General features: G+C 41.2%; 18 protein-coding genes. 4 read left to right on the plus strand and 14 right to left on the minus strand.

The genetic code is table 11. From position 1 onward, the window contains the following. Positions 1-83 precede the first annotated feature (83 nt). On the plus strand, positions 84-650 hold the full coding sequence (locus COE25_RS25735) for a helix-turn-helix domain-containing protein (RefSeq protein ID WP_098934648.1): 567 nt from the start codon (positions 84-86) through the stop codon (positions 648-650). Continuing rightward, positions 551-1,477: an IS3 family transposase gene (locus tag COE25_RS25740; protein WP_256942518.1), complete on the plus strand. Its 927-nt coding sequence runs from the start codon at positions 551-553 to the stop codon at positions 1,475-1,477. Before COE25_RS25735 ends, COE25_RS25740 begins: the two co-directional genes overlap by 100 nt. Positions 1,478-1,513: 36 nt before the next feature. Here the strand turns inward: COE25_RS25740 and rlmD are convergent, their stop codons facing one another. The 10 genes from rlmD to COE25_RS25790 all read right to left on the minus strand — a co-directional run bounded on the left by rlmD (position 1,514) and on the right by COE25_RS25790 (position 11,780). Further along, entirely contained in the window at positions 1,514-2,893 is a 1,380-nt protein-coding gene (gene rlmD / locus COE25_RS25745; protein ID WP_098934649.1) for a 23S rRNA (uracil(1939)-C(5))-methyltransferase RlmD, read from the minus strand. Positions 2,894-3,620: 727 nt separating this feature from the next. After that, complete coding sequence (locus COE25_RS25750; RefSeq protein WP_098934650.1) at positions 3,621-5,084, minus strand: nicotinate phosphoribosyltransferase; 1,464 nt, start codon at positions 5,082-5,084, stop codon at positions 3,621-3,623. 63 nt (positions 5,085-5,147) lie between these two features. Further along, complete coding sequence (locus tag COE25_RS25755; protein ID WP_098934651.1) at positions 5,148-5,693, minus strand: cysteine hydrolase family protein; 546 nt, start codon at positions 5,691-5,693, stop codon at positions 5,148-5,150. Between the two features lie 109 nt (positions 5,694-5,802). Then, positions 5,803-6,744, minus strand: a complete 942-nt coding sequence (locus COE25_RS25760) for a diacylglycerol kinase (RefSeq protein WP_088090266.1) — start codon at positions 6,742-6,744, stop codon at positions 5,803-5,805. A gap of 217 nt (positions 6,745-6,961) precedes the next feature. Further along, on the minus strand, positions 6,962-7,882 hold the full coding sequence (locus COE25_RS25765; protein ID WP_088085186.1) for a hypothetical protein: 921 nt from the start codon (positions 7,880-7,882) through the stop codon (positions 6,962-6,964). Positions 7,883-7,966: 84 nt separating this feature from the next. Next, positions 7,967-9,046, minus strand: coding sequence for a DUF6677 family protein (locus COE25_RS25770; RefSeq protein WP_088085185.1), 1,080 nt, complete (start codon positions 9,044-9,046; stop codon positions 7,967-7,969). Then, a complete protein-coding gene (locus COE25_RS25775; protein WP_098934652.1) occupies positions 9,043-9,540 on the minus strand; it encodes an anti-sigma factor family protein in 498 nt (165 codons plus the stop codon). The genes COE25_RS25770 and COE25_RS25775 overlap by 4 nt, the downstream gene beginning before the upstream one ends. Beyond that, on the minus strand, positions 9,537-10,052 hold the full coding sequence (locus COE25_RS25780) for a sigma-70 family RNA polymerase sigma factor (protein WP_257208965.1): 516 nt from the start codon (positions 10,050-10,052) through the stop codon (positions 9,537-9,539). Before COE25_RS25780 ends, COE25_RS25775 begins: the two co-directional genes overlap by 4 nt. 220 nt (positions 10,053-10,272) lie before the next feature. Then, entirely contained in the window at positions 10,273-10,911 is a 639-nt protein-coding gene (locus COE25_RS25785) for a pentapeptide repeat-containing protein (protein WP_251028044.1), read from the minus strand. A gap of 86 nt (positions 10,912-10,997) precedes the next feature. Further along, the gene (locus COE25_RS25790) at positions 10,998-11,780 is read right to left on the minus strand and encodes a class I SAM-dependent methyltransferase (RefSeq protein WP_098934654.1); all 783 of its coding nucleotides are present in this window, start codon (positions 11,778-11,780) and stop codon (positions 10,998-11,000) included. Between the two features lie 118 nt (positions 11,781-11,898). Between COE25_RS25790 and plsY the strand changes: the two genes are divergently transcribed. Further along, a complete protein-coding gene (gene plsY, locus COE25_RS25795) occupies positions 11,899-12,519 on the plus strand; it encodes a glycerol-3-phosphate 1-O-acyltransferase PlsY (protein ID WP_088085181.1) in 621 nt (206 codons plus the stop codon). A gap of 54 nt (positions 12,520-12,573) precedes the next feature. Here plsY and COE25_RS25800 read toward each other — a convergent pair whose 3' ends face one another. Then, entirely contained in the window at positions 12,574-13,128 is a 555-nt protein-coding gene (locus COE25_RS25800; RefSeq protein ID WP_098934655.1) for a thioredoxin family protein, read from the minus strand. 225 nt (positions 13,129-13,353) lie between these two features. Between COE25_RS25800 and putP the strand changes: the two genes are divergently transcribed. Continuing rightward, positions 13,354-14,832, plus strand: a complete 1,479-nt coding sequence (putP, locus tag COE25_RS25805; RefSeq protein ID WP_098934656.1) for a sodium/proline symporter PutP — start codon at positions 13,354-13,356, stop codon at positions 14,830-14,832. Between the two features lie 153 nt (positions 14,833-14,985). Here the strand turns inward: putP and COE25_RS25810 are convergent, their stop codons facing one another. From COE25_RS25810 to gatA, 3 genes are all read right to left on the minus strand, one after another. Further along, the gene (locus COE25_RS25810) at positions 14,986-15,525 is read right to left on the minus strand and encodes a DUF1697 domain-containing protein (RefSeq protein ID WP_098934657.1); all 540 of its coding nucleotides are present in this window, start codon (positions 15,523-15,525) and stop codon (positions 14,986-14,988) included. Between the two features lie 1,015 nt (positions 15,526-16,540). Further along, a complete protein-coding gene (gene gatB / locus COE25_RS25815) occupies positions 16,541-17,968 on the minus strand; it encodes an Asp-tRNA(Asn)/Glu-tRNA(Gln) amidotransferase subunit GatB (RefSeq protein WP_098934658.1) in 1,428 nt (475 codons plus the stop codon). Between the two features lie 12 nt (positions 17,969-17,980). Then, complete coding sequence (gene gatA / locus COE25_RS25820) at positions 17,981-19,438, minus strand: Asp-tRNA(Asn)/Glu-tRNA(Gln) amidotransferase subunit GatA (protein ID WP_098934659.1); 1,458 nt, start codon at positions 19,436-19,438, stop codon at positions 17,981-17,983. Positions 19,439-19,441 lie beyond the last annotated feature (3 nt).

The following is a 19,441-nucleotide window of genomic DNA, read 5'->3' on the forward strand; positions in this document are numbered from 1 at the left end:
ATTAAAGACCTTTAAAAGGCAACATCCAAAGTGTACTGCACCCCAAAAGTTAGAGTGAAATCTAATTTTTGGGGTGTTTTTGAGTGGCTAAATATAGTGAAGGATTTAAGTTAATGCTAGTAAAAGAGTATCTAGAAGGTAAATTGGGATATAGATTATTAGCACAGAAGTATGATATGAAAGACTTTACACGCATTTTGAGATGGGTAAAAGTTTACGAAAAATTTGGGGAGAAAGGGTTAATGAGAAAGAAGAACAAGGAAACTTATTCTGTTCAATTTAAGCTAGATGTTTTAAGCTTTATGAAAAGAACAGGTTCTTCAGAGGCAGATACCGCCCTTCAATTTGGACTAACCAACCCTTCTATGATAGCTTCATGGAAGAAAGCTTTTTTGGAGGGTGGTCCTGAGGCCCTGGATAGACCGAAAGGACGGCCATCCATGTCTGATAATAATAAGAACAAAAGAAATAAAAAAATTGCAGAAGAAAAAGAAATGACGTACGAACAAAAATTGGAGAGAGAAAACGAACTTTTGCGTTTAGAAGTAGAATACCTAAAAAAGTTGCGAGCTTTTCAGATGGATCCGGAAGGCTACCTCGAAAAGCACAAGCAGCGCTATCATTCGAACTCAAAGAAACCTTCAAACTAAAAGATGTTTTAGAGAGAGTTGGTATTCCTGAATCTTCGTACCATTATCATATAAAAGGGATGAAGAAGGAAAATCCAGATCACGAACTTGAAGAATGTATTCAATCCATTTTTGATGAAAATAACGGAAATTATGGATATCGTCGTATCCAACTGGAATTGAAAAACCGTGGTAATGAAGTGAATCATAAAAAGGTGCGACGCATCATGAATAATCTCGGAATTAAAGTGGAGAAGTTTAGTAGAAAATCACGTAAATACAGTTCTTACAAAGGAACTACAGGAACAGTTGTCAAGAACCGTATAAATCGTCGTTTCCACACAAAGGTGTGTCATCAAAAATTAACAACAGATATCACAGAATTTAAGTGTTCAGACGGTGTAAAACTGTATCTGAGTCCTATTATGGATATGTTCAACGGTGAAATTCTTTCGTATGGGATAGGTATGCGCCCAACCATAGAATTAGCGCTCAGCCCTCTGAAGGAAGCTCTTGAAATAGTAAAGGATTCTAAGTTTAGAACCACTGTACATTCTGATCAAGGCTGGCATTATCAACATAATAAATGGGTAAAAACACTAAAGAAAAACAAGGTGTGCCAGAGTATGTCGCGGAAAGGAAACTGTTTAGATAATTCACCTATGGAGAACTTTTTTGGGTTACTGAAACAGGAAATGTATTACGGAGAAGCACTGTGCCCATTTGAGGAATTAAAAAAGAGAATCGAAGAATATATCAATTATTATAATAACAAGCGTATAAAGCAAAAATTGGCAGGCATGAGTCCGGTTCAATACCGTATCCACACCAGCCAAATAGCTGCTTAGTATAAGGCTCTAACTTTTGGGGGTCACATCAAAAGGTTAGTTGCCTTCTTTTAAGATGAGTTGCGCCACACACTCCACATGCGTGGTCATCGGAAACATATCGACCGGCTGCACTTCCACCGTTTTGTATCCACCGTCCTCCAATATCCGTAAATCTCTTGCGAGGGTGGCTGGATTACATGATACATAAACGACTTTTTTCGGTTTCATCTCAATAATCGTCTGCAGCAAGGCCTCGTCACAGCCTTTGCGCGGCGGGTCAACAACCAAGACATCGGCCACATTACCTTCCTTATACCATTTCGGTATAACAACCTCCGCTTCCCCTGCAGCAAACTCTGTATTCGTCATCTCATTTAACGCCGCATTCCGCTTAGCATCCTCTATTGCCTCTGGAACAACTTCCACACCGAATACTTTCCGGGCTTTTTGTGCTAGAAATAGAGAAATCGTTCCGATTCCACAGTAAGCATCAATGACACTTTCTTCACCGCTAAGGTCCGCATATTCTAGCGCCTTATCATATAACACCTTTGTTTGAACAGGGTTTACTTGGTAAAAGGACAGCGCGGAAATGGCAAATTTCACATCCCCGATATAGTCATAGATGACTTCATTCCCCCACCAAACGGTCGTTTTTTCCCCCATGATGACGTTTGTGCGCTTCGAATTGACATTATGGACGATTGACTTTACCTTCGGGAGCCGCGCAACAATTTGCTCAACCAGCTGATCTTGCTGAGGGAGATCCGCCGTCCTCGTGATAATTACTACCATGAGCTCTCCCGTCTGCTGACCATAACGAGCCATAATGTGTCTGAGTACACCTTTATGAGATTCCTCGTGATACGCACGAATCCCTAGCTCGCTGCATATTTCCTTTACCGTCTGGACCGCTTCATTAATTTCAGGCAATTGAATGACACTTTCATTCGTATCAACAATTTCATGGCTCCTCGGTTTAAAGAAGCCAGCAATCAATTTGCCATCCTTCTCCCCAACAGGTACCTGTGCTTTGTTGCGGTAATGCAAGGGATGGTCCATCCCCAGAATCGGATGAACAACAACATCCTCCAGTTTACCGATCCGTGTAAGCACCTGACGGACCTGGTTTTCCTTATATTTGAGCTGACCTTCATAGCTGATGTGCTCGAGCTGGCAGCCGCCATATTTATGGATATCACCGCTCTCAATATCGACTCGGAACGGGCTTTTTTCATAAAGTTCGACCAATCGCCCAAAGCCGTACCCTTTGCCTGTCTTAATCACCTTCACTTTTGCCTTTTCGCCAGGCAGTCCGTTCGGGACAAATAACGGGTACCCATCCACCTTGGCCACACCCGCTCCGTCATGGGTTAAATCTTCAAAAACTACATCTATGTAATCATTTTTATTAACCGGTATTATTCTGCTCATTCGTTTCTTCCTTTGCTTGTTTTGACTAGCTAAGATTGTAACACAAAGCATGACTGTTTGTGAAACTTGCAAAGGACAAGATCCTTTTTTCAAAAATAACCAAGAAAATTGTCAGAATTTTTTTATTTCCAAATATAATAAAAGTGTATATGATTAAAACAATCTCATTACTGGAAGGAGTGGATAATAATCAAGCTGATAAAAAACCTGTCCATTCCGTTACTCTTTGCCTTCCTTTCTTTCACCTTTAGCCACTTTTCAAATACACTTTCACACTCTCATACTGATTTCAAAGCAATCATCAACGTAGATGATGGCAAGGTGAAAGATCAATGGGGTGATAACAAAAAGCTGCCCGTTGTTATACAAACTCTCTTTATCCTTACGACCATCCTTTCAGCAGCACTAACTCCACTCATTTATTTGTTCATAAGTTTTCACAAAAGCTTTATTTTTCTCATTCCTATCTTTCATCAATCAAACTATGTGATTCACCCTCCCGAATCATAAGCTAACACCATAATAAGGGAGGAAATTAATATGTGGATCCGCTTTGTAATCATTGGCTTCTTTTCAATATCAGCCGCAAGTATGCTTACCTATCAGGGTATTGAAATTTTCCATGCCTTTGTCGATTTCTTTAAACAAAAATAAACGAAGGGCAGACTCAAAAGGGAAATAACCCCCTCTTAAGTCTGCCCTTTTTTATCAAAAGAACGCCTGATCGTTACCTTTTCATTGCCTCTACCTTGTCTTTAACCTCTTCAATATTTCTCATCTTGTTATCCCAGCATTTTTGACTCAGGTCAACTGGATAATCTTCTGGATTCGTAATCCGCTGATACTCGCCCCAAAGTGCATCGAGGTTTTGCTTCAAATAATCACGGGATTCTTCCAAGCAAGGCATTTCATAAACAAGCTCGCCTTTAGAAAAGATTTCTTCATGTAATTCTTTAGCCGTAAAGTTGGTAACCACCTTATTCATGTACGTATGGGTTGGATGGAACATTCGCAGCCGTTTTTCAGGCATCTTTTCGTCTGCTAACGCAATATAATCTCCTTCGGCATGGTGGTTTGTATTATTGATGATTCGATAAACCCTCTTCAATCCTGGAGTTGTAACTTTTTCCGGATTGGATGAGATCTTGATCGTATCTTCCATTTTTCCGGTTTCATCCTCAATAGACACAATTTTATAAACCGCACCCAGTGCAGCTTGGTCGTAAGCCGTAATCAGCTTTGTGCCAACTCCCCAGCTGTCGATTTTGGCGCCTTGTGATTTCAAGCTCATTATCGTATATTCATCTAAATCACTTGAGGCAACTATCTTTGCATTGGTGAATCCTGCCTCATCGAGCATTTTGCGCGCTTCCTTTGAAAGGTAAGCAAGGTCGCCGCTATCAAGTCGAATTCCGATAAAATTAATTTTATCGCCTAACTCTTTCGCCACTTTGATCGCATTAGGAACACCGAGGCGGAGTGTATCATATGTATCCACCAAAAAGACACAATCCTTGTGTGTTTCGGCATATTTGATGAAAGCCGTATATTCATCTTTATAAGCTTGGACCATCGAATGAGCATGTGTTCCAGATACTGGAATACCAAACAGCTTACCCGCTCTTACATTGCTTGTTGAGTCAAAACCGGCGAGATAAGCTGCTCTTGTTCCCCAAATCGCTGCATCCATTTCCTGGGCCCGTCTTGTCCCAAATTCCATCGCCACTTCATCGCCCACAACTTGCTTGATGCGGGATGCCTTCGTAGCAATTAATGTTTGATAGTTCACAATGTTAAGCAGCGCCGTTTCAATCAATTGGGCTTCACAAAGCGGAGCCTCCACACGTAAGATCGGTTCATTGCCAAAAACAAGCTCGCCTTCTTTCATCGCACAGATTGTTCCCGTGAACCGGATATCTTTAAGATATGTGATAAAATCTTCTTTGTAACCTACTTCATTTTGCAAATACTCGAGGTCTTCCTCACTAAAGCGGAAGCCTTGAATAAACTGGATTACTTTCTCCAATCCAGCGAATACTGCATAGCCGTTCCCGAACGGAAGCTTGCGGAAAAATAGTTCGAAGACCGCGCGTTTATTATGTATCCCATCTCTCCAATACGTTTCTACCATATTAATCTGATATAGATCGGTATGCAGAGTTAAACTATCATCGTGATAAAAGTGTTTCATAATCAGACCTCCGAAATACTATTTCAGCTTTTCCTCATTATAACCAATATTACCCTCGAAAGTCTATTTAACTATCGCTCCTAGGGATTGTTCAAAATGTCCGAGAGCCCATTCATGACCACCCTGATTAAAAGAAGCCACGGCATCCTTATATACCACAATCTTAAATCCTTTATTGTACGCATCTACTGCTGTATGAAGAACACAAATATCGGTGCAGACGCCGACCAAATGAACTTCTGTAATTCCGCGCTCTCGTAATTTGATTTCAAGGTCTGTTCCCGCGAAAGCAGAGTATCTTGTTTTATCCATAAAGGTAACATTCTCACGTTGTTCATTCATTTCAAACACTTCCTTCAGCGCGCCAAACAAGTCTCTTCCTGACGTCCCGCGAAGGTTATGCGGCGGAAACAATTTCGTTTCTGGATGGTATTGGTCACCCTGATCATGGACATCAATGGCAAATACAACGTAATCACCCTTCGTAATAAACTCTTTTGTCAGTTCAACCATCCTTCCTTCGATTTTTTGTCCTGATTCACCGCAGGTTAACGCCCCATCCACCGCCACAAAATCATAGGTATAATCGATATTTATTAACGCCTTCATTTCACAACGCCCCTTCTCATTTCATTACAGACATTATTCTAGGATTATTACACAATTCCCTTTTTCACCTGTAAAAAAAAGCCCGCTCCGATTGGAACGAACTTTTCACTTAGCTATATCTTTTCCCCGATTCCCAATCAGTCGGGCGATCATTCGGGCGAATATCTTCAAGAGGAACAAACACCTCTAAATGACGGTACAAGTTTTCAAACTCGGCTGGAAGCAAGCCGCCAAACTCCCCATCCAAATTCAACTGGACTTTATCTACTGCCTGGACTTTAATCCGGTTGGCCTGAGTGTAGATGATATTCGGATCATTTACATGCTCACCGCGTAGAGCCAACGTCGCAATCCGGATAAATTCAGCAAGATTCGTCTTTTTCAATATTAATAATGAAAAGAGTCCATCGTTAATAGAAGAATCCGGTGCCAGCTTTTCAAAGCCGCCAATTGAGTTTGTCAGCCCGACAAGAAAGAGCATCGCTTCACCCTCAAACAGTTTCCCATCATACTCAATCGAAACTTCTGAAGGTTTAATAGAAGGCAGCATTTCCATCCCTTTTAAGTAGTAGGCTAGTTGGCCGAGCATCGTTTTCAATTTGCTTGGAACTTCATATGTAAGCTCGGTTATTCTTCCGCCGCCCGCAATATTAATAAAATATCGATCATTGATACGTCCAATATCGACGGGAATCAAATCACCTTTAGTGATAATATCTACAGCTGGTCCAATATCTCTGGGGATATGGAGGGCTCGGGCAAAGTCATTCGTGGTTCCTGCTGGAATGATCCCTAATTTAGGACGGTAATCTTGTTCCGCCAGTCCATTGACCACTTCATGAATCGTACCATCTCCACCCGCTGCAATAACGATATCATACTGACGCTCAACAGCTAAGCGTGCTGCTTCGGTCGCATCCCCTGCCCCAGTGGTAGCGTGACAAGAAGCTTCATACCCAGCAATCTCAAGCTTTTGAAGAATCTCTGGAAGATTCCGCTTTAGAATTTCACGTCCTGAGGTAGGATTATAAATCAGTCTTGCTCTTTTCATCGTTTTCATCATCCTATTTTTGAAATCAACAATCGGCATTCGTTATCTGCTCAATTCAATATTCTACCAATTATTATCCTAGCTTACAAACTTATAACCAAGCCTATAAACTATTTTCTTCAAACATCCAACTCCTATCATAACGTTTTTTTATTTTTTTGCAAAAAACTAGACAAGTGGATTTAGCCATGTATGCCTATATCACTTGTCTATATATTTATTCATTCGTAGTAAGACTGACATCAAAGGCATTGGCAATATTGATATGGTATTTTCCTTCACCCGATTGAAAAACCGCATTTTTCCTGCCATTATCGATACCATTGAGATCCTTTTCCGTTGACACCTTCCAGTCGCCATCTTTCCCTCTTACCTCTTGGGCACCTACTGCAGCAACCTTCAAATTGCTAGCCGCGGCCACATCGACAACGACCGATGCGACACTTTCAATACTCCAGTCGTTCGCTATCGAGCGTGGCTTTAAGGTTAACGCATTATCACTGCCAATTACCTCAAGCTTCACATGATTTGGAACCAAAAGCGTCGCCGCAACCTCTCCACTTGCATTAAACGGACTCATTTCGTTTGGCAGTGACTTCATGTTTAAATAGAGTGTATCACCCTTTTGGTTTGCTGAAATCACATCATCCGCACTTTGGAGTAACTTCTCCTTTTTGGCTGTTTGCACCCGGTATGTACCGAACAACGATACCTCTTTTTCCTCCGTTGACTCCACTGTCATCTGATGGCCCACCGTCCTGACCACCACCCGTTTGATGCTGTCATCCACTTGGTAGGAAAAAGCAGGCAGTTCAAACGAGCGCTCTTCCCTCGCCATCACTTCTTCCACCTTACCCATAACCCCCGTTGTGCTTAAAATTGCAAACGCAATCCCGGCAGTTCCAATCACACCTACAAAGAAAATACTAAGAAAATCATATTTTAAGACCGGCTTTTCCTGTCGTGACAAAAACAAATAAAGGAGAATTTCAATTCCGAGAACAACCAATAAAAGCGGCCACCAAGCCGTCATAACTTGTACAAGGTCTAACCCCAAAAACGTTGAAAAAAAGAGGAAGAGGCCAAGGAAAACGAGTGAGGCCCCCATCGAAAACGTCCCAACACGCCAAGTTCTCATGCTTCTTCTCCTCCCTTTCTTTTTCTGAAAAGGAACCCAATCCCGAATCCGATTATTGCTGCCCCTGCAATAGTTTTTCCCCACTTACTCATGCTTCTCAGCCCCCTGCTTTTGTTTGCTTCCAGATAGAAGTTTAATTCCCCCGCCAATCAACAGCAGACAAACAAGTCCCGTTTGAAAATAACCTTGAACCCAATACATCACATCGATATCAATTAACCTGCTTAACATCGGTGAAAAAGCTGGAAGCAGGACGTTCATCACTAGATAGTAGAGTCCCATCAAAACAAGTCCAATGCCGACCCATTTCTGATGATTAAGGAAATAAGCAATAATCGGAACATCCTCCACCGTTTCTTCCCCGTACTTTGAAACCTTTTGCATCGCATCGAAAAAGCTGTAAAACCAAATGATCGGGATTAAGAACAAGAAGATACCAAGCCGTAAGATATCTAAAATATAGATAGAAAAGAGAAAGGCTGCCATTAACTGAATGCCCCGGCGCTGTAAGCCTAAATAGAGGTGGCCTGCCCCTGGGAAGATTGAAAGAAAGGTCGCAATCGACTTACTCTTTTTCCCGTCCTCGCGGCGCATTTCAAAGTCTTCAAAAATCGTTCTGTCGACAAGCTCCTCACCGCGCTGCTTTTTATTTACCTGTTGAACCGCATCAAAGAATCCGTAGACCCAGATAATCGGCAGGGCTGCCATAAAGACCATAAATTCGCCGCGATTGGAAAGCGCAGTTACAAATGTAACCATGACCCCCAGCCCCAAAAACGTTGCCAAAAGTGTTAAGCCCCTGTTCATCAGTCCAATTTGGAAATGCCCTAGGCCAGGAATAAATGACAAAACGATTGTATAGAAGCGTTCTGAATCTTGGGAAGCCTGTAGCTGCGGTTCATCCGGGTTCGCTGTCTTCTGCGCTTTTTTATGTTTAGAAACCTGCACACCCATGTCGATAAAACTAATTAGGTAAATGAATAGTCCTAACATAAAGGTAACAATGCCAACTTCCTCATTATTGGTTACTAACCCAATGACAGTGACGAACGCCAACCCCATTACGGTCAGTAGATATAGTACTCCGCGAAACATGTTGCCGAAATATATATGACCAAGACCTGGAAATAAGGATAAGGTCAATGCTTTTGTCGGATTTTTCATTTCTTAACTGCCTCCTTTTTTTCTAGTGAATCCATCCATGCAAAAGTTTTATTGATAACACCCTCTGTGACCGAATGCTTCTTTTTCTGAACTTGCGGTTGCGGGCTTTCTAACGCATTCGCATACGTAGCGAGCGACTGAAAAGCACCCGTGAAGGTCAACAGAATCGTCGCCGCTGCAGCCAGCAGATAATGGAATGCCGCTTGATGATAAAAAGGTTTTTTCTCCATTTTGGTTTTGGCGTCATTTTTGATGTCATTTTTGGTGTCAGGCACCACGATTTTTTGTTTCGAAACCTCTGCCATGACCAAATCGGTAAACTCGCTCATGTCGGAGAGAATTGGAAGCGATGATTCATTTGCTTCCATCGCCATTAAGTAATGGTTGAGACATTGGTCGCACGAGTATAAATGGCCTTCTAATTCCTGCCTTGAATTCTCATTGATTTCGTCATTAACGTATTGCAACCACTCATCATAAGTGTAATGCTTCATGAAAAATCGTCCTCCTTCCAATTCTTTTTCATCCAATGGCGAGCCCGGTATAGCTTTGTTTCAATCGTTTTCACTTGTACATTTTGTTCGTCTGCCAATTGCTGATAGCTTTTTTCCGCTATGTAAAATCCGTAGATCACATCACGGTAATTTTCGGGCAGTTCATCAAGCTTCCTCCTGACGAGCCTTCTCCGGTCGGTATCCATTATCTCTTTTTCAATACTATCTTTCGGTGTCCCTACTAACTGCAACTCGAGGTCTTCCGCCACTTCCTCTTTTCTTCTCACTTGTTTTCTTTTGATATCTATCGCATGATTAACGGCAATTCGCGTCATCCACGTTTTGAAACCTTGATTTTGATATTGGGGGAGAGAGGTATAGATTTTCATAAAAACTTCCTGTGCCGCGTCTTCTGCTTCCTTTTGGTCGCGAAGAACAGCAAAGATGGTCCGGAACACATCATTGCGGTACTTCTCTACCAAAAGGCGAAAGGCGTGATCATTGCCTTCCAACACATTTTCTATTAAGGCTGCATCGCTAATTGCTCTCTCCCCCTTTCTTTGTTGTTACTCACTTTAATAGACGACAGGTTATTGAAAAAACCCTACACTAATTTAAAAAATATTTTTTCGAATCTTTTTTATCATACCATGCTAATTTTCATGGCAGAAAAATTCCACAAGAAAAAACCGTGCGACGGCGGCCGCACGGTTTTAGCAGAAATATCGTAGATTATTCTTTAATTTCCAATCCTAATAGCCTCGCAAATCCTAGCGCCTGGTCTGCAGAAACCGTGCACCCTGCAACACTATCAAGTGAGAGATTTAAGCGGTTAAACTTACAGGTGCTGAGGTCCACTCCTTTAAGAGTGGTTCCCGTAAAATTCGCATCATCAAGATCACAATTTTTAAATTCAATTTTTTTAAACTTGGCATCATAATAATCAGCATTGCGAAGGGAACAATTTTCAAATCTCATTTCCTTCAAATCGGCATATCCAAACGAGCCCATATTCAGATTACAGCTTTCAAACAAGACATTACGAAGTGTAGCATCTGCAAGATTTAATCCTAATAGTTTAGAATCGCGAAACTCGACACGGTGGATAATTCCATCGGTAAAATCCACATTGGATAGATCGCATCGATCAAAAATGACATCGGTTAATTGAATAAACCGAAATGATCCATCGAGAAAGGTTACATTTTTAAATACAACCTCCTCAAAAATTAGCTTTTCAATTTCCTCTTGTGATATCGAGCAATCGCTGATGATTGCCATGTTAATGTAAGAATCTTCTCTATCGTTAAAGTCTAATGGTGTTAAACTTGATGGAATTTTTGGCTGTTGAATTTTAAGCTTCTGACTCAAATTGATCATCCTTTTCATAAGGCGATGTTGTTTCATCATGTGATGAGTTTATCTTTTAAGTTATTATAACGTAAATAGTAGAAGGTCTACTCTCCAATTCTTAAAATACAAACATTACATTCATGTGGAATGACAAAGGATTCTTGATTTGGTATTGAACTGGCTAACTCCTCCAATGCCGCTTTTCGAACATTTACATCTATTCCTGCCAGCCATGAAATCGACTCCATTCGCTCGATCCATTCCTGCTTTGTAAAGTTGACCGTGTAATTTAACTTATAAAAATCTCTCAGTTCGAAACCATTTGTCTGCCATTCAGCAAACCACTCGACGGGAAATCCGTTCATCCGCATCTGGGACTCTGCCTTCGAACCTGCTGGCAATAAGCCGCCTTCAACGTATTTAGCTAGCACTGCCAAGGTTTTTTCAACGGCAGGCGTGCCTGATAGAAAACCAGAATCAATAACAATTAACGTCCCTTTTGCTTTTAATATCCTTTTCATTTCTTGGATTGCCTTAGGACGATCAAACCAATGCCATGCCCTTATTACTGTGACAATATCAAACTGTGAATCTTTTAGACCTGTATCTTCTGCACTGCCCAATTGATACGGAATGGTAAAATTCTTCGTAAGATTGAAAGCCTTTGCCTGTTCTAGCATTTCCTTTGATGGCTCAATGCCAATAACATCCGCTTTTCGTAAGGCCACTTTTCTTGTTAACACACCAGTTCCCGAGCCGATATCAGCGACTTTTTTTCCTTCAAAAAAAATATTGCGGAGATAGAGGCTATCCATTAAGGTTACGGGAATATCTTCTCTTGCGCATGCATAGCTATTAGCAACTTGACCAAAATCAATTTGTCTCATGTTGAGCGCTCCCTTTTCTTACTAATAGTGAGAATTCAACAAAATAATACCACTGAAGTGTGATAGAATCTATAAATAAAACGAATTTAATAAAATAATAGATGGGGGAAGGGTGCTTATGTTCTGGCTGTTGCTTCTAGCTTCCTACTTAATTGGAAGCGTTCCCACTGCCTTAATTGTAGGCAGGTTGGTCTTTGGTGTAGACATCCGGGATCATGGCAGCAAAAATCCTGGTGCAACCAACACATTGAGGGTTCTTGGTAAAAAGTCAGCTATTTTCGTCCTGCTTATTGATCTTGCGAAGGGCGCTTTGGCAGCCTACATGCCAATTTACTTCAATCTTGAGGCGGAACCCCTTTACTTTGGATTCGCTGCTGTTGTTGGACATTGCTTTCCAATTTTTGCAGGCTTTAGAGGGGGAAAGGCGATTGCTACAACTGCCGGAGCACTGTTGATTGCCAATTTTCCTTTATTAGTGATTGCCTATATTACCTTCTTTTTGGTTATTTTTTTAACAAAGTATGTATTCTTCGGCTCCATCACCGTTGGTCTAAGTATGCTCGTATATTCCTTGGTTTCTCCTAATTTTGAGTTAGAACTTATCTCTTTTTTATTTACTTTTTTCTTAATTTATTTGCACCGGTCGAACATCCGTAATTTCATTCTTGGAATTGAGCCAAAAATCAGTGATAAAAATTTGCAGAACGACCGTATCCCTCCAAAGAACAGCAGTATTTAATATGGGCGAGAAAAGGATCCCCTTGTAGTTAAAACTACTTGGGGATCCTCTTTGTTATTTTAACAGTGTCGATAGGATACTATTGGCTACGGTTTGCCAAATGACCGCATCTGTTTGATAGGTTTCTTTAAAGTTCTTAAACATTGCCATTTGTTTCTCTTGGAAATCCTCAGCGTCTTTATCTGGCAAGGCAGCACGCTTTTCCATTACAAATGCCTGTATTTCAGGTGCTCTTGGTCCCCATACGCCTGCTTCATTGCCTTCTTCATTGATAAAAATAAAAATTGGAATGGCTCTCGACGTGCCATTGGTTAAATATTGGTCCATTAACTCCAGATTTGAATCGCGGAGCACGAAACGGACTTCCATCTCGGCGGCCTCAGCTATTCGCAGCAAAATTGGGTTATTCAGCATCGCATCTCCACACCAATCCTCTGAGAGGACAATCGCTCGTAATTTTTGCGGTCTTAATGCCTCGAGTCTATTTCTGTCTTCATCCCTTAAGGTAAATTGCTTATAGATTGTGAGCATTTCATCTTTATTGGTGGTCATCGCGTTGATGTACCCATCGACAGTTAATCCTTTTTGAAACCATTGGTTTAAATCCATTTATACAGCACCCTTTTCATTTGCTTCTATAATAGTCGTTTCAATTACACGTTACAATTGAACTGCTTAAGCAGATTCGCCAATGTTATACTACAAGTATTTTTCCCTATTTTATAAAAACATATTTTTACACTAGTAATAGGATTTTAAAGTTGATAGAATATTTTTTATATAGAAAATATTATTAACAGTGTTTTCTACGATAACAAACAGAGGAGGAAATATATGTCTAACGAATCACTACAACTACTCTCGATTGGAATCTATATTGCCGCTATGCTCTTTATCGGTTGGTATTCATATCGAAAGACTAGCAATCTTACGGATTACATGCTTGGTGGAAGGTCTTTAGGACCTGCTGTAACCGCCTTAAGTGCTGGGGCTGCTGATATGAGCGGCTGGCTCTTAATGGGCTTACCTGGGGGGATTTATGTAACCGGTTTGGCAGATGCGTGGATCGCGGTTGGTTTAACGATTGGAGCCTATCTTAACTGGCTGCTAGTTGCACCTCGCTTACGTTCTTATACTCAAGTTGCCAATGATTCCATCACGATTCCTAGCTATCTTGAAAACCGTTTTAAAGACAACAGCAAACTACTCCGTATTGTTTCAGGTATTGTTATTCTTATATTCTTTACTTTCTATGTTTCTTCCGGAATGGTTTCTGGAGCTGTCTTTTTTGAGAGCTCGTTTGGCACGAGTTACCATACTGGGCTTTTGATTGTTGGCGGCGTTACGGTTGCCTACACCCTATTTGGTGGATTCTTAGCTGTAAGTTATACAGACTTTATTCAAGGATTAATGATGCTGATTGCCCTAGCACTTGTTCCCGCTATTGGCATCTTTCACACGGGTGGCCCCGCTGAAACGTTTGAAACGATTCGAGCGATTGATCCTACTAAAATGGACTTATTAAAAGGGACAACCTTTTTAGGAATAGTTTCGGCAATGGCATGGGGCCTAGGCTATTTTGGCCAGCCGCATATTATTGTAAGATTTATGGCAATCAAAACGATCAAAGAAACAAAAAGCGCCCGGCGAATTGGTATGGGCTGGATGATTATCTCGCTTATCGGTACAATCTTAACAGGATTTATTGGGATTGCATTTTTCCATAATAATCCGGAGCATGTATTAAAGAATCCAGAAGCGGTATTTATTGAATTAAGCCAGATTTTATTCCACCCTCTATTCGCTGGATTTGCTTTGGCTGCCATTCTTGCAGCGATAATGAGTACGATTTCTTCCCAATTAATCGTAACTTCTAGTGCGCTTGTTGAAGATTTATACAAAATGGTGATGAACAAGAACGCTAAAGATAAACAACTTGTCTTCTTAGGAAGAATGGCGGTTCTTCTTGTGTCCGTTGTTGCTGCTGCACTTGCTTTCAAACAAAATAGCACCATTTTAGATCTTGTTGCCTATGCATGGGCAGGCTTCGGAGCTTCTTTCGGACCTGTTATCCTGCTAAGTTTATTCTGGAAAAAGATTACGAATTGGGGAGCCCTTTTCGGGATGATCGTCGGTGCTGTTACCGTTATCGTTTGGAAAAATGTTGGACTTGGTGACACGCTTTATGAAATAGTTCCAGGCTTTGTCTTCAATCTAATTGTAGCAGTCGTTGTCAGCTTGATCACTTATAAGAAAAATGATGCCATTGAAAAGGAATTTAATGAGAGCGTTCGTTTATTAAAAAATGAATAACAGAACAAAAGGCGCAAGCGCCCGTTTAGCGGCGTATGGACTGGAGCGCTGGAGCTGGATTCAGAGAACTAGTTCAGTGTTATCCACAATTAATTATTTTACACTACGGTATACAATAAATAACGCTCGGATCCAATCGATCCGAGCGCTTTTTTATTTCAAAGCTTCTACCATGGTCGATAGTTTGATGACGGTTTTCCAGTTACGTACTGTCGCAGGAACACCTAATTTCGGCAGCTGAGTGGCAAGTTTTGAATCGAGGATACTTTGCCGTAAAAAAAGGTAGACTTCTTTCCCTTTTATAAAACATTCGTCCGGCTCGCTTTCGTAGTTGCGTAAAAGGTCCGTTTTCACTTGGGAGGGTTCCTCCGCCAAAAAGGCTAGTTGGATACTCTCGCCTTCCTTAAGCGAATCGATAGAATAGGGACAATCACGGATAATCTGTTCGTATTCCTCAGCTGTTCTTAAAATAACAGGGACCGGAAAACCAAATGTCTTACTTATCTCATCCTCTAATCGTTGGCTAAGTTGCTCTGCCTCGTCCTTTGCTTCGAATAAAACATTTCCACTTTGAATATATGTTTTCACCTTGGTTAGGCCCATTGTTTCTAATAGACTTTTTAAATCTGCCATTTTGATCCGGTTATGCTTGCCAACATTGATTCCTCGTAACAGCGCAATATAAATTGTCATCCGTGTACCTCGCTTTATTTATAACATCATTTTGTTTAAATCTTACCATTTATTTGCCGAATTAAACTACGAATAGTCCTAAAATCTACTTTCCGCAAGTTGATGGCGGTTATCCGCAAGTTAGCTCACTCTATCCGCAAGTCAGGGAGGAGAATACTAATTTTTGGAAAAGAGTACCACATAATAATTTTTATGGAGGGATTTATATACAAAGGGGGTATCTAAGAAAGCTTTGGACGAAAAAACTAGTTTCATATACTAATAAAGATCGCCTCTCATTTTTAATCAGCAGATTTGAGAGTTTTATCAGCGAATCTAGCCCATTTATCAGCGAATTCACACAGTTTATCAGCGATAAATCAGATTTTATCAGCGTATCAGAAAATAGCCATTTAAATATTTAGCCTAAGTTCTTTTACATACCTCGACTATTTTCCCAAAAATATAGAACTAACCAAACGTTTGATTAAAACTAGTATCAGCCCCGGTAAATCAATGTTTTTCTCCGAAATCATATAAAAATTTTGTCGGGAACTGGGGCAGCTAAGCCTTCCATTCACCTTATTTCCCTTTAAATTTACACCCCTCGACCAACTGCAAACTAATCAAACGTTTAATTAAATAGGCGGAATAGCCCTCCCTCTCAACCTTTTACTCCTAAACCTTGAAAAAAGATTGTTGAATTTACACTACTCCAAAAAACTAACCAAACGTTTGATTAGTTAGCCACGAGGCCATATAAATAAAGTGTTTCAGCCACTTATTGTGAAAATCCTTTGTCGACCCGAGCGATAATTTACCTCTAATAAAATAATAAACAAGTCGATATTAGGACTTTCTTAGGGAAACTCCTATGCTTCGACACGTTTCCTGATCATTCCTTACTAACCAAACGTTTGATTAGTTGCGGGATAAACCCTTTTAAGAAAAGGATTTTTTCCCGGGAAATGGCGAAAAGAATGTCGAAATCCGCAAACCATAAAAAAACTGGCAGAATAGACTCTGCCAGCTTCGTTTAACGTTTTTGTAATTCTTGCTGCAATAACTGATTGACCATCTGCGGATTGGCCTGACCCTTAGTTGCCTTCATTAATTGCCCCACTAAGAAGCCAACCGCTTTATTTTTCCCATTCTTAAAATCTTCAATCGATTGCGGATTCGCATCCAGCACCTCAGAAATAATTTTAAGAAGTGTTCCCTCATCGGAAATCTGGACAAGCCCCTTGTCCTTCACAATTTTCTCGGCATCGCCGCCGTTTTCAATTAACACTTTAAAAACGGTTTTCGCGATTTTCGAAGAAATCGTTCCGTTTTCGATTAGCTTAATCATGCTTGCTAGACCTTCCGGTGTTAAGGCTACTTGATGAAGCTCTTTTTGCTCAGCATTCAAGTAGGCTGAGACATCCCCCATGATCCAGTTCGAGGCAAGCTTCGCATCCGCACCACCATTAACTGTCTCCTCGAAGAAATCAGCCATTTCTTTTGTTACAGTTAACACTTTTGCGTCGTAAACGGGTAAGCCAAGCTCTTCTACATAACGCTTTTGACGCTGGTCTGGCAGTTCAGGGATCTCGGCACGAACTCTTGCTTTCCAGTCCTCATCAATGTACAAGTCCATTAAATCCGGCTCTGGGAAGTAACGATAATCATCGGAACCTTCTTTGACCCTCATCAGCAAGGTTGCCCCAGTGGCTTCATCAAAGCGGCGAGTTTCTTGATCAATCGTTCCACCGGCCGACACCACTTCGCGTTGACGCTTCTCTTCGTATTCAAGCCCTTTGCGGACAAAATTGAATGAGTTCAGGTTTTTCAATTCTGTTTTCGTTCCGAATTCTTCTTGACCAACCGGACGAATCGAAATATTTGCGTCACAACGAAGTGAGCCCTCTTCCATTTTACAATCCGAAACGCCTGTATATTGGATAATGGATTTTAATTTTTCAAGATAGGCATAAGCTTCATCAGGAGTGCGAATATCCGGTTCAGAAACGATTTCAACAAGCGGAGTGCCCTGACGATTGTAATCGCATAATGAATACCCTTTGCCATGGTTCAGCTTTCCTGCATCTTCTTCCAAATGAATTCTCGTAATTCCAATCCGCTTCGTATAGCCATTTACCTCAATATCAATCCAGCCATGTTCCCCAATTGGCTTATCAAACTGGGAAATCTGATAGGCCTTGGGATTATCCGGGTAAAAGTAGTTTTTGCGGTCAAACTTTGTATGTGTAGCAACCTCGCAATTAATGGCCATGGCAGCTTTTATCCCAAATTCTACCGCTTTTTTATTAAGGACAGGTAAAACTCCTGGGTAGCCCAGGTCAATCACACTTGTATTTGTATTCGGTTCAGCTCCAAAATGATTGGGGCTCGCTGAGAAAATTTTTGAATCTGTTTTTAACTCAACATGGACCTCAAGTCCAATCACTGTTTCAAATTCCACGGTCTTCACCCCCTATAATCCAGGTTTCTGTTTATGATAGTCTGTTGCCTGTTCAAATGCATGTGCTGTCCGATAAATTGTTGCTTCATCAAAATACTTGCCGATGATTTGTAAGCCTAACGGCAACCCGCCATCAAAGCCACACGGAATCGAAATTCCTGGTAAGCCTGCAAGGTTCAATGGAATCGTTAAAATATCATTGACATACATCGTTAACGGATCCTCGATTTTTTCACCAATTTTAAAAGCCGGCGTTGGTGTAGTCGGGCCGATAATCACATCATACTTTGCAAAAACATTCTCATAGTCTTGCTTGATTAATGTCCGAACCTGCTGCGCCTTTTTGTAATAGGCATCATAGTAACCTGAACTTAGTGCAAACGTTCCAAGCATAATCCGGCGCTTTACTTCATCACCGAAGCCTTCTGCTCGTGTTTTTTTATATAAATCAATTAACGTTTCCGCATCCTTTGTACGATAGCCGTAACGGACTCCGTCGAAACGGGCGAGGTTCGCTGAGGCTTCTGATGACGAAAGCAAATAGTAAGCGGCAAGTGCATACTTCGAGTGCGGCAGGGAAACTTCTTCCCAAACGGCGCCAAGACCCTCAAGCACCTTTAATGCATTTAAGACGGATTGTCGGACGGTTTCGCTGACACCTTCACCAAGATACTCTTTTGGTACTGCGATTCTAAGACCCTTTACGTCACCAGTTAAGGCACTAGCAAAGTCGGGTACGCCCACATTTGCTGAGGTTGAATCCATTGGATCCAGGCCGGATATCGCTTGAAGCAGGTAGGCATTATCCTCAACGGTTCTTGTAATCGGTCCAATTTGATCAAGTGATGACGCAAAGGCTACAAGGCCAAAGCGGGAAACACGACCATAGGTTGGCTTTAATCCGACGACACCACAAAAAGAAGCTGGCTGACGGATCGAACCGCCCGTATCAGAACCAAGGGAAAATAGGACTTCACCTGCCGCAACAGATGCTGCTGAACCGCCTGATGAACCACCTGGAACCGTCTCAAGATTCCATGGATTCCGTGTCGTTTGATAATGGGAATTTTCGTTTGAAGACCCCATTGCAAATTCATCCATATTTAACTTCCCAATCGTTACCGTTTCTGCCTGCTGCAGTTTCTGAACGACGGTGGCATCATAAATTGGATCAAAGTTTTCGAGAATTTTACTCGCACAGGTTGTCCGCAGTCCTTTTGTAACCATGTTATCTTTTAAGCCAATCGGCATCCCGAATAGCAAACCTTTTGCCGCATCCGTGTTAAGTTTCTCATCTAATGCTTTTGCTGATTGACGGGCGCGCTCTTCATCCAATGTTAAAAATGCCTGAACTTTGTCCTCGACTTGTCCGATTCTCTTGTATGATTCTTCAACAAGATCGGACACATTTAGTTCCTTTTTATGTAGCAGCTCATGTAAGTCTGCAACTTTATAGTCAAATAAACTCACGTT

The organism is Bacillus sp. AFS031507 (assembly GCF_002584635.1).
GTDB lineage: Bacteria > Bacillota > Bacilli > Bacillales > Cytobacillaceae > Neobacillus.

Excerpts from the sequence above, each read along its gene's own strand:
- rlmD (WP_098934649.1), bottom strand. The coding sequence starts at position 2,893 with ATGAGCAGAATAATACCGGTTAATAAAAATGATTACATAGATGTAGTT.
- COE25_RS25800 (WP_098934655.1), bottom strand. The coding sequence starts at position 13,128 with ATGGATTTAAACCAATGGTTTCAAAAAGGATTAACTGTCGATGGGTAC.
- COE25_RS25765 (WP_088085186.1), bottom strand. The coding sequence starts at position 7,882 with ATGAGAACTTGGCGTGTTGGGACGTTTTCGATGGGGGCCTCACTCGTT.
- COE25_RS25790 (WP_098934654.1), bottom strand. The coding sequence starts at position 11,780 with ATGAGACAAATTGATTTTGGTCAAGTTGCTAATAGCTATGCATGCGCA.
- COE25_RS25750 (WP_098934650.1), bottom strand. The coding sequence starts at position 5,084 with ATGAAACACTTTTATCACGATGATAGTTTAACTCTGCATACCGATCTA.
- plsY (WP_088085181.1), top strand. The coding sequence starts at position 11,899 with ATGTTCTGGCTGTTGCTTCTAGCTTCCTACTTAATTGGAAGCGTTCCC.
- COE25_RS25775 (WP_098934652.1), bottom strand. The coding sequence starts at position 9,540 with ATGAAGCATTACACTTATGATGAGTGGTTGCAATACGTTAATGACGAA.
- COE25_RS25770 (WP_088085185.1), bottom strand. The coding sequence starts at position 9,046 with ATGAAAAATCCGACAAAAGCATTGACCTTATCCTTATTTCCAGGTCTT.
- COE25_RS25760 (WP_088090266.1), bottom strand. The coding sequence starts at position 6,744 with ATGAAAAGAGCAAGACTGATTTATAATCCTACCTCAGGACGTGAAATT.
- COE25_RS25755 (WP_098934651.1), bottom strand. The coding sequence starts at position 5,693 with ATGAAGGCGTTAATAAATATCGATTATACCTATGATTTTGTGGCGGTG.
- COE25_RS25810 (WP_098934657.1), bottom strand. The coding sequence starts at position 15,525 with ATGACAATTTATATTGCGCTGTTACGAGGAATCAATGTTGGCAAGCAT.
- putP (WP_098934656.1), top strand. The coding sequence starts at position 13,354 with ATGTCTAACGAATCACTACAACTACTCTCGATTGGAATCTATATTGCC.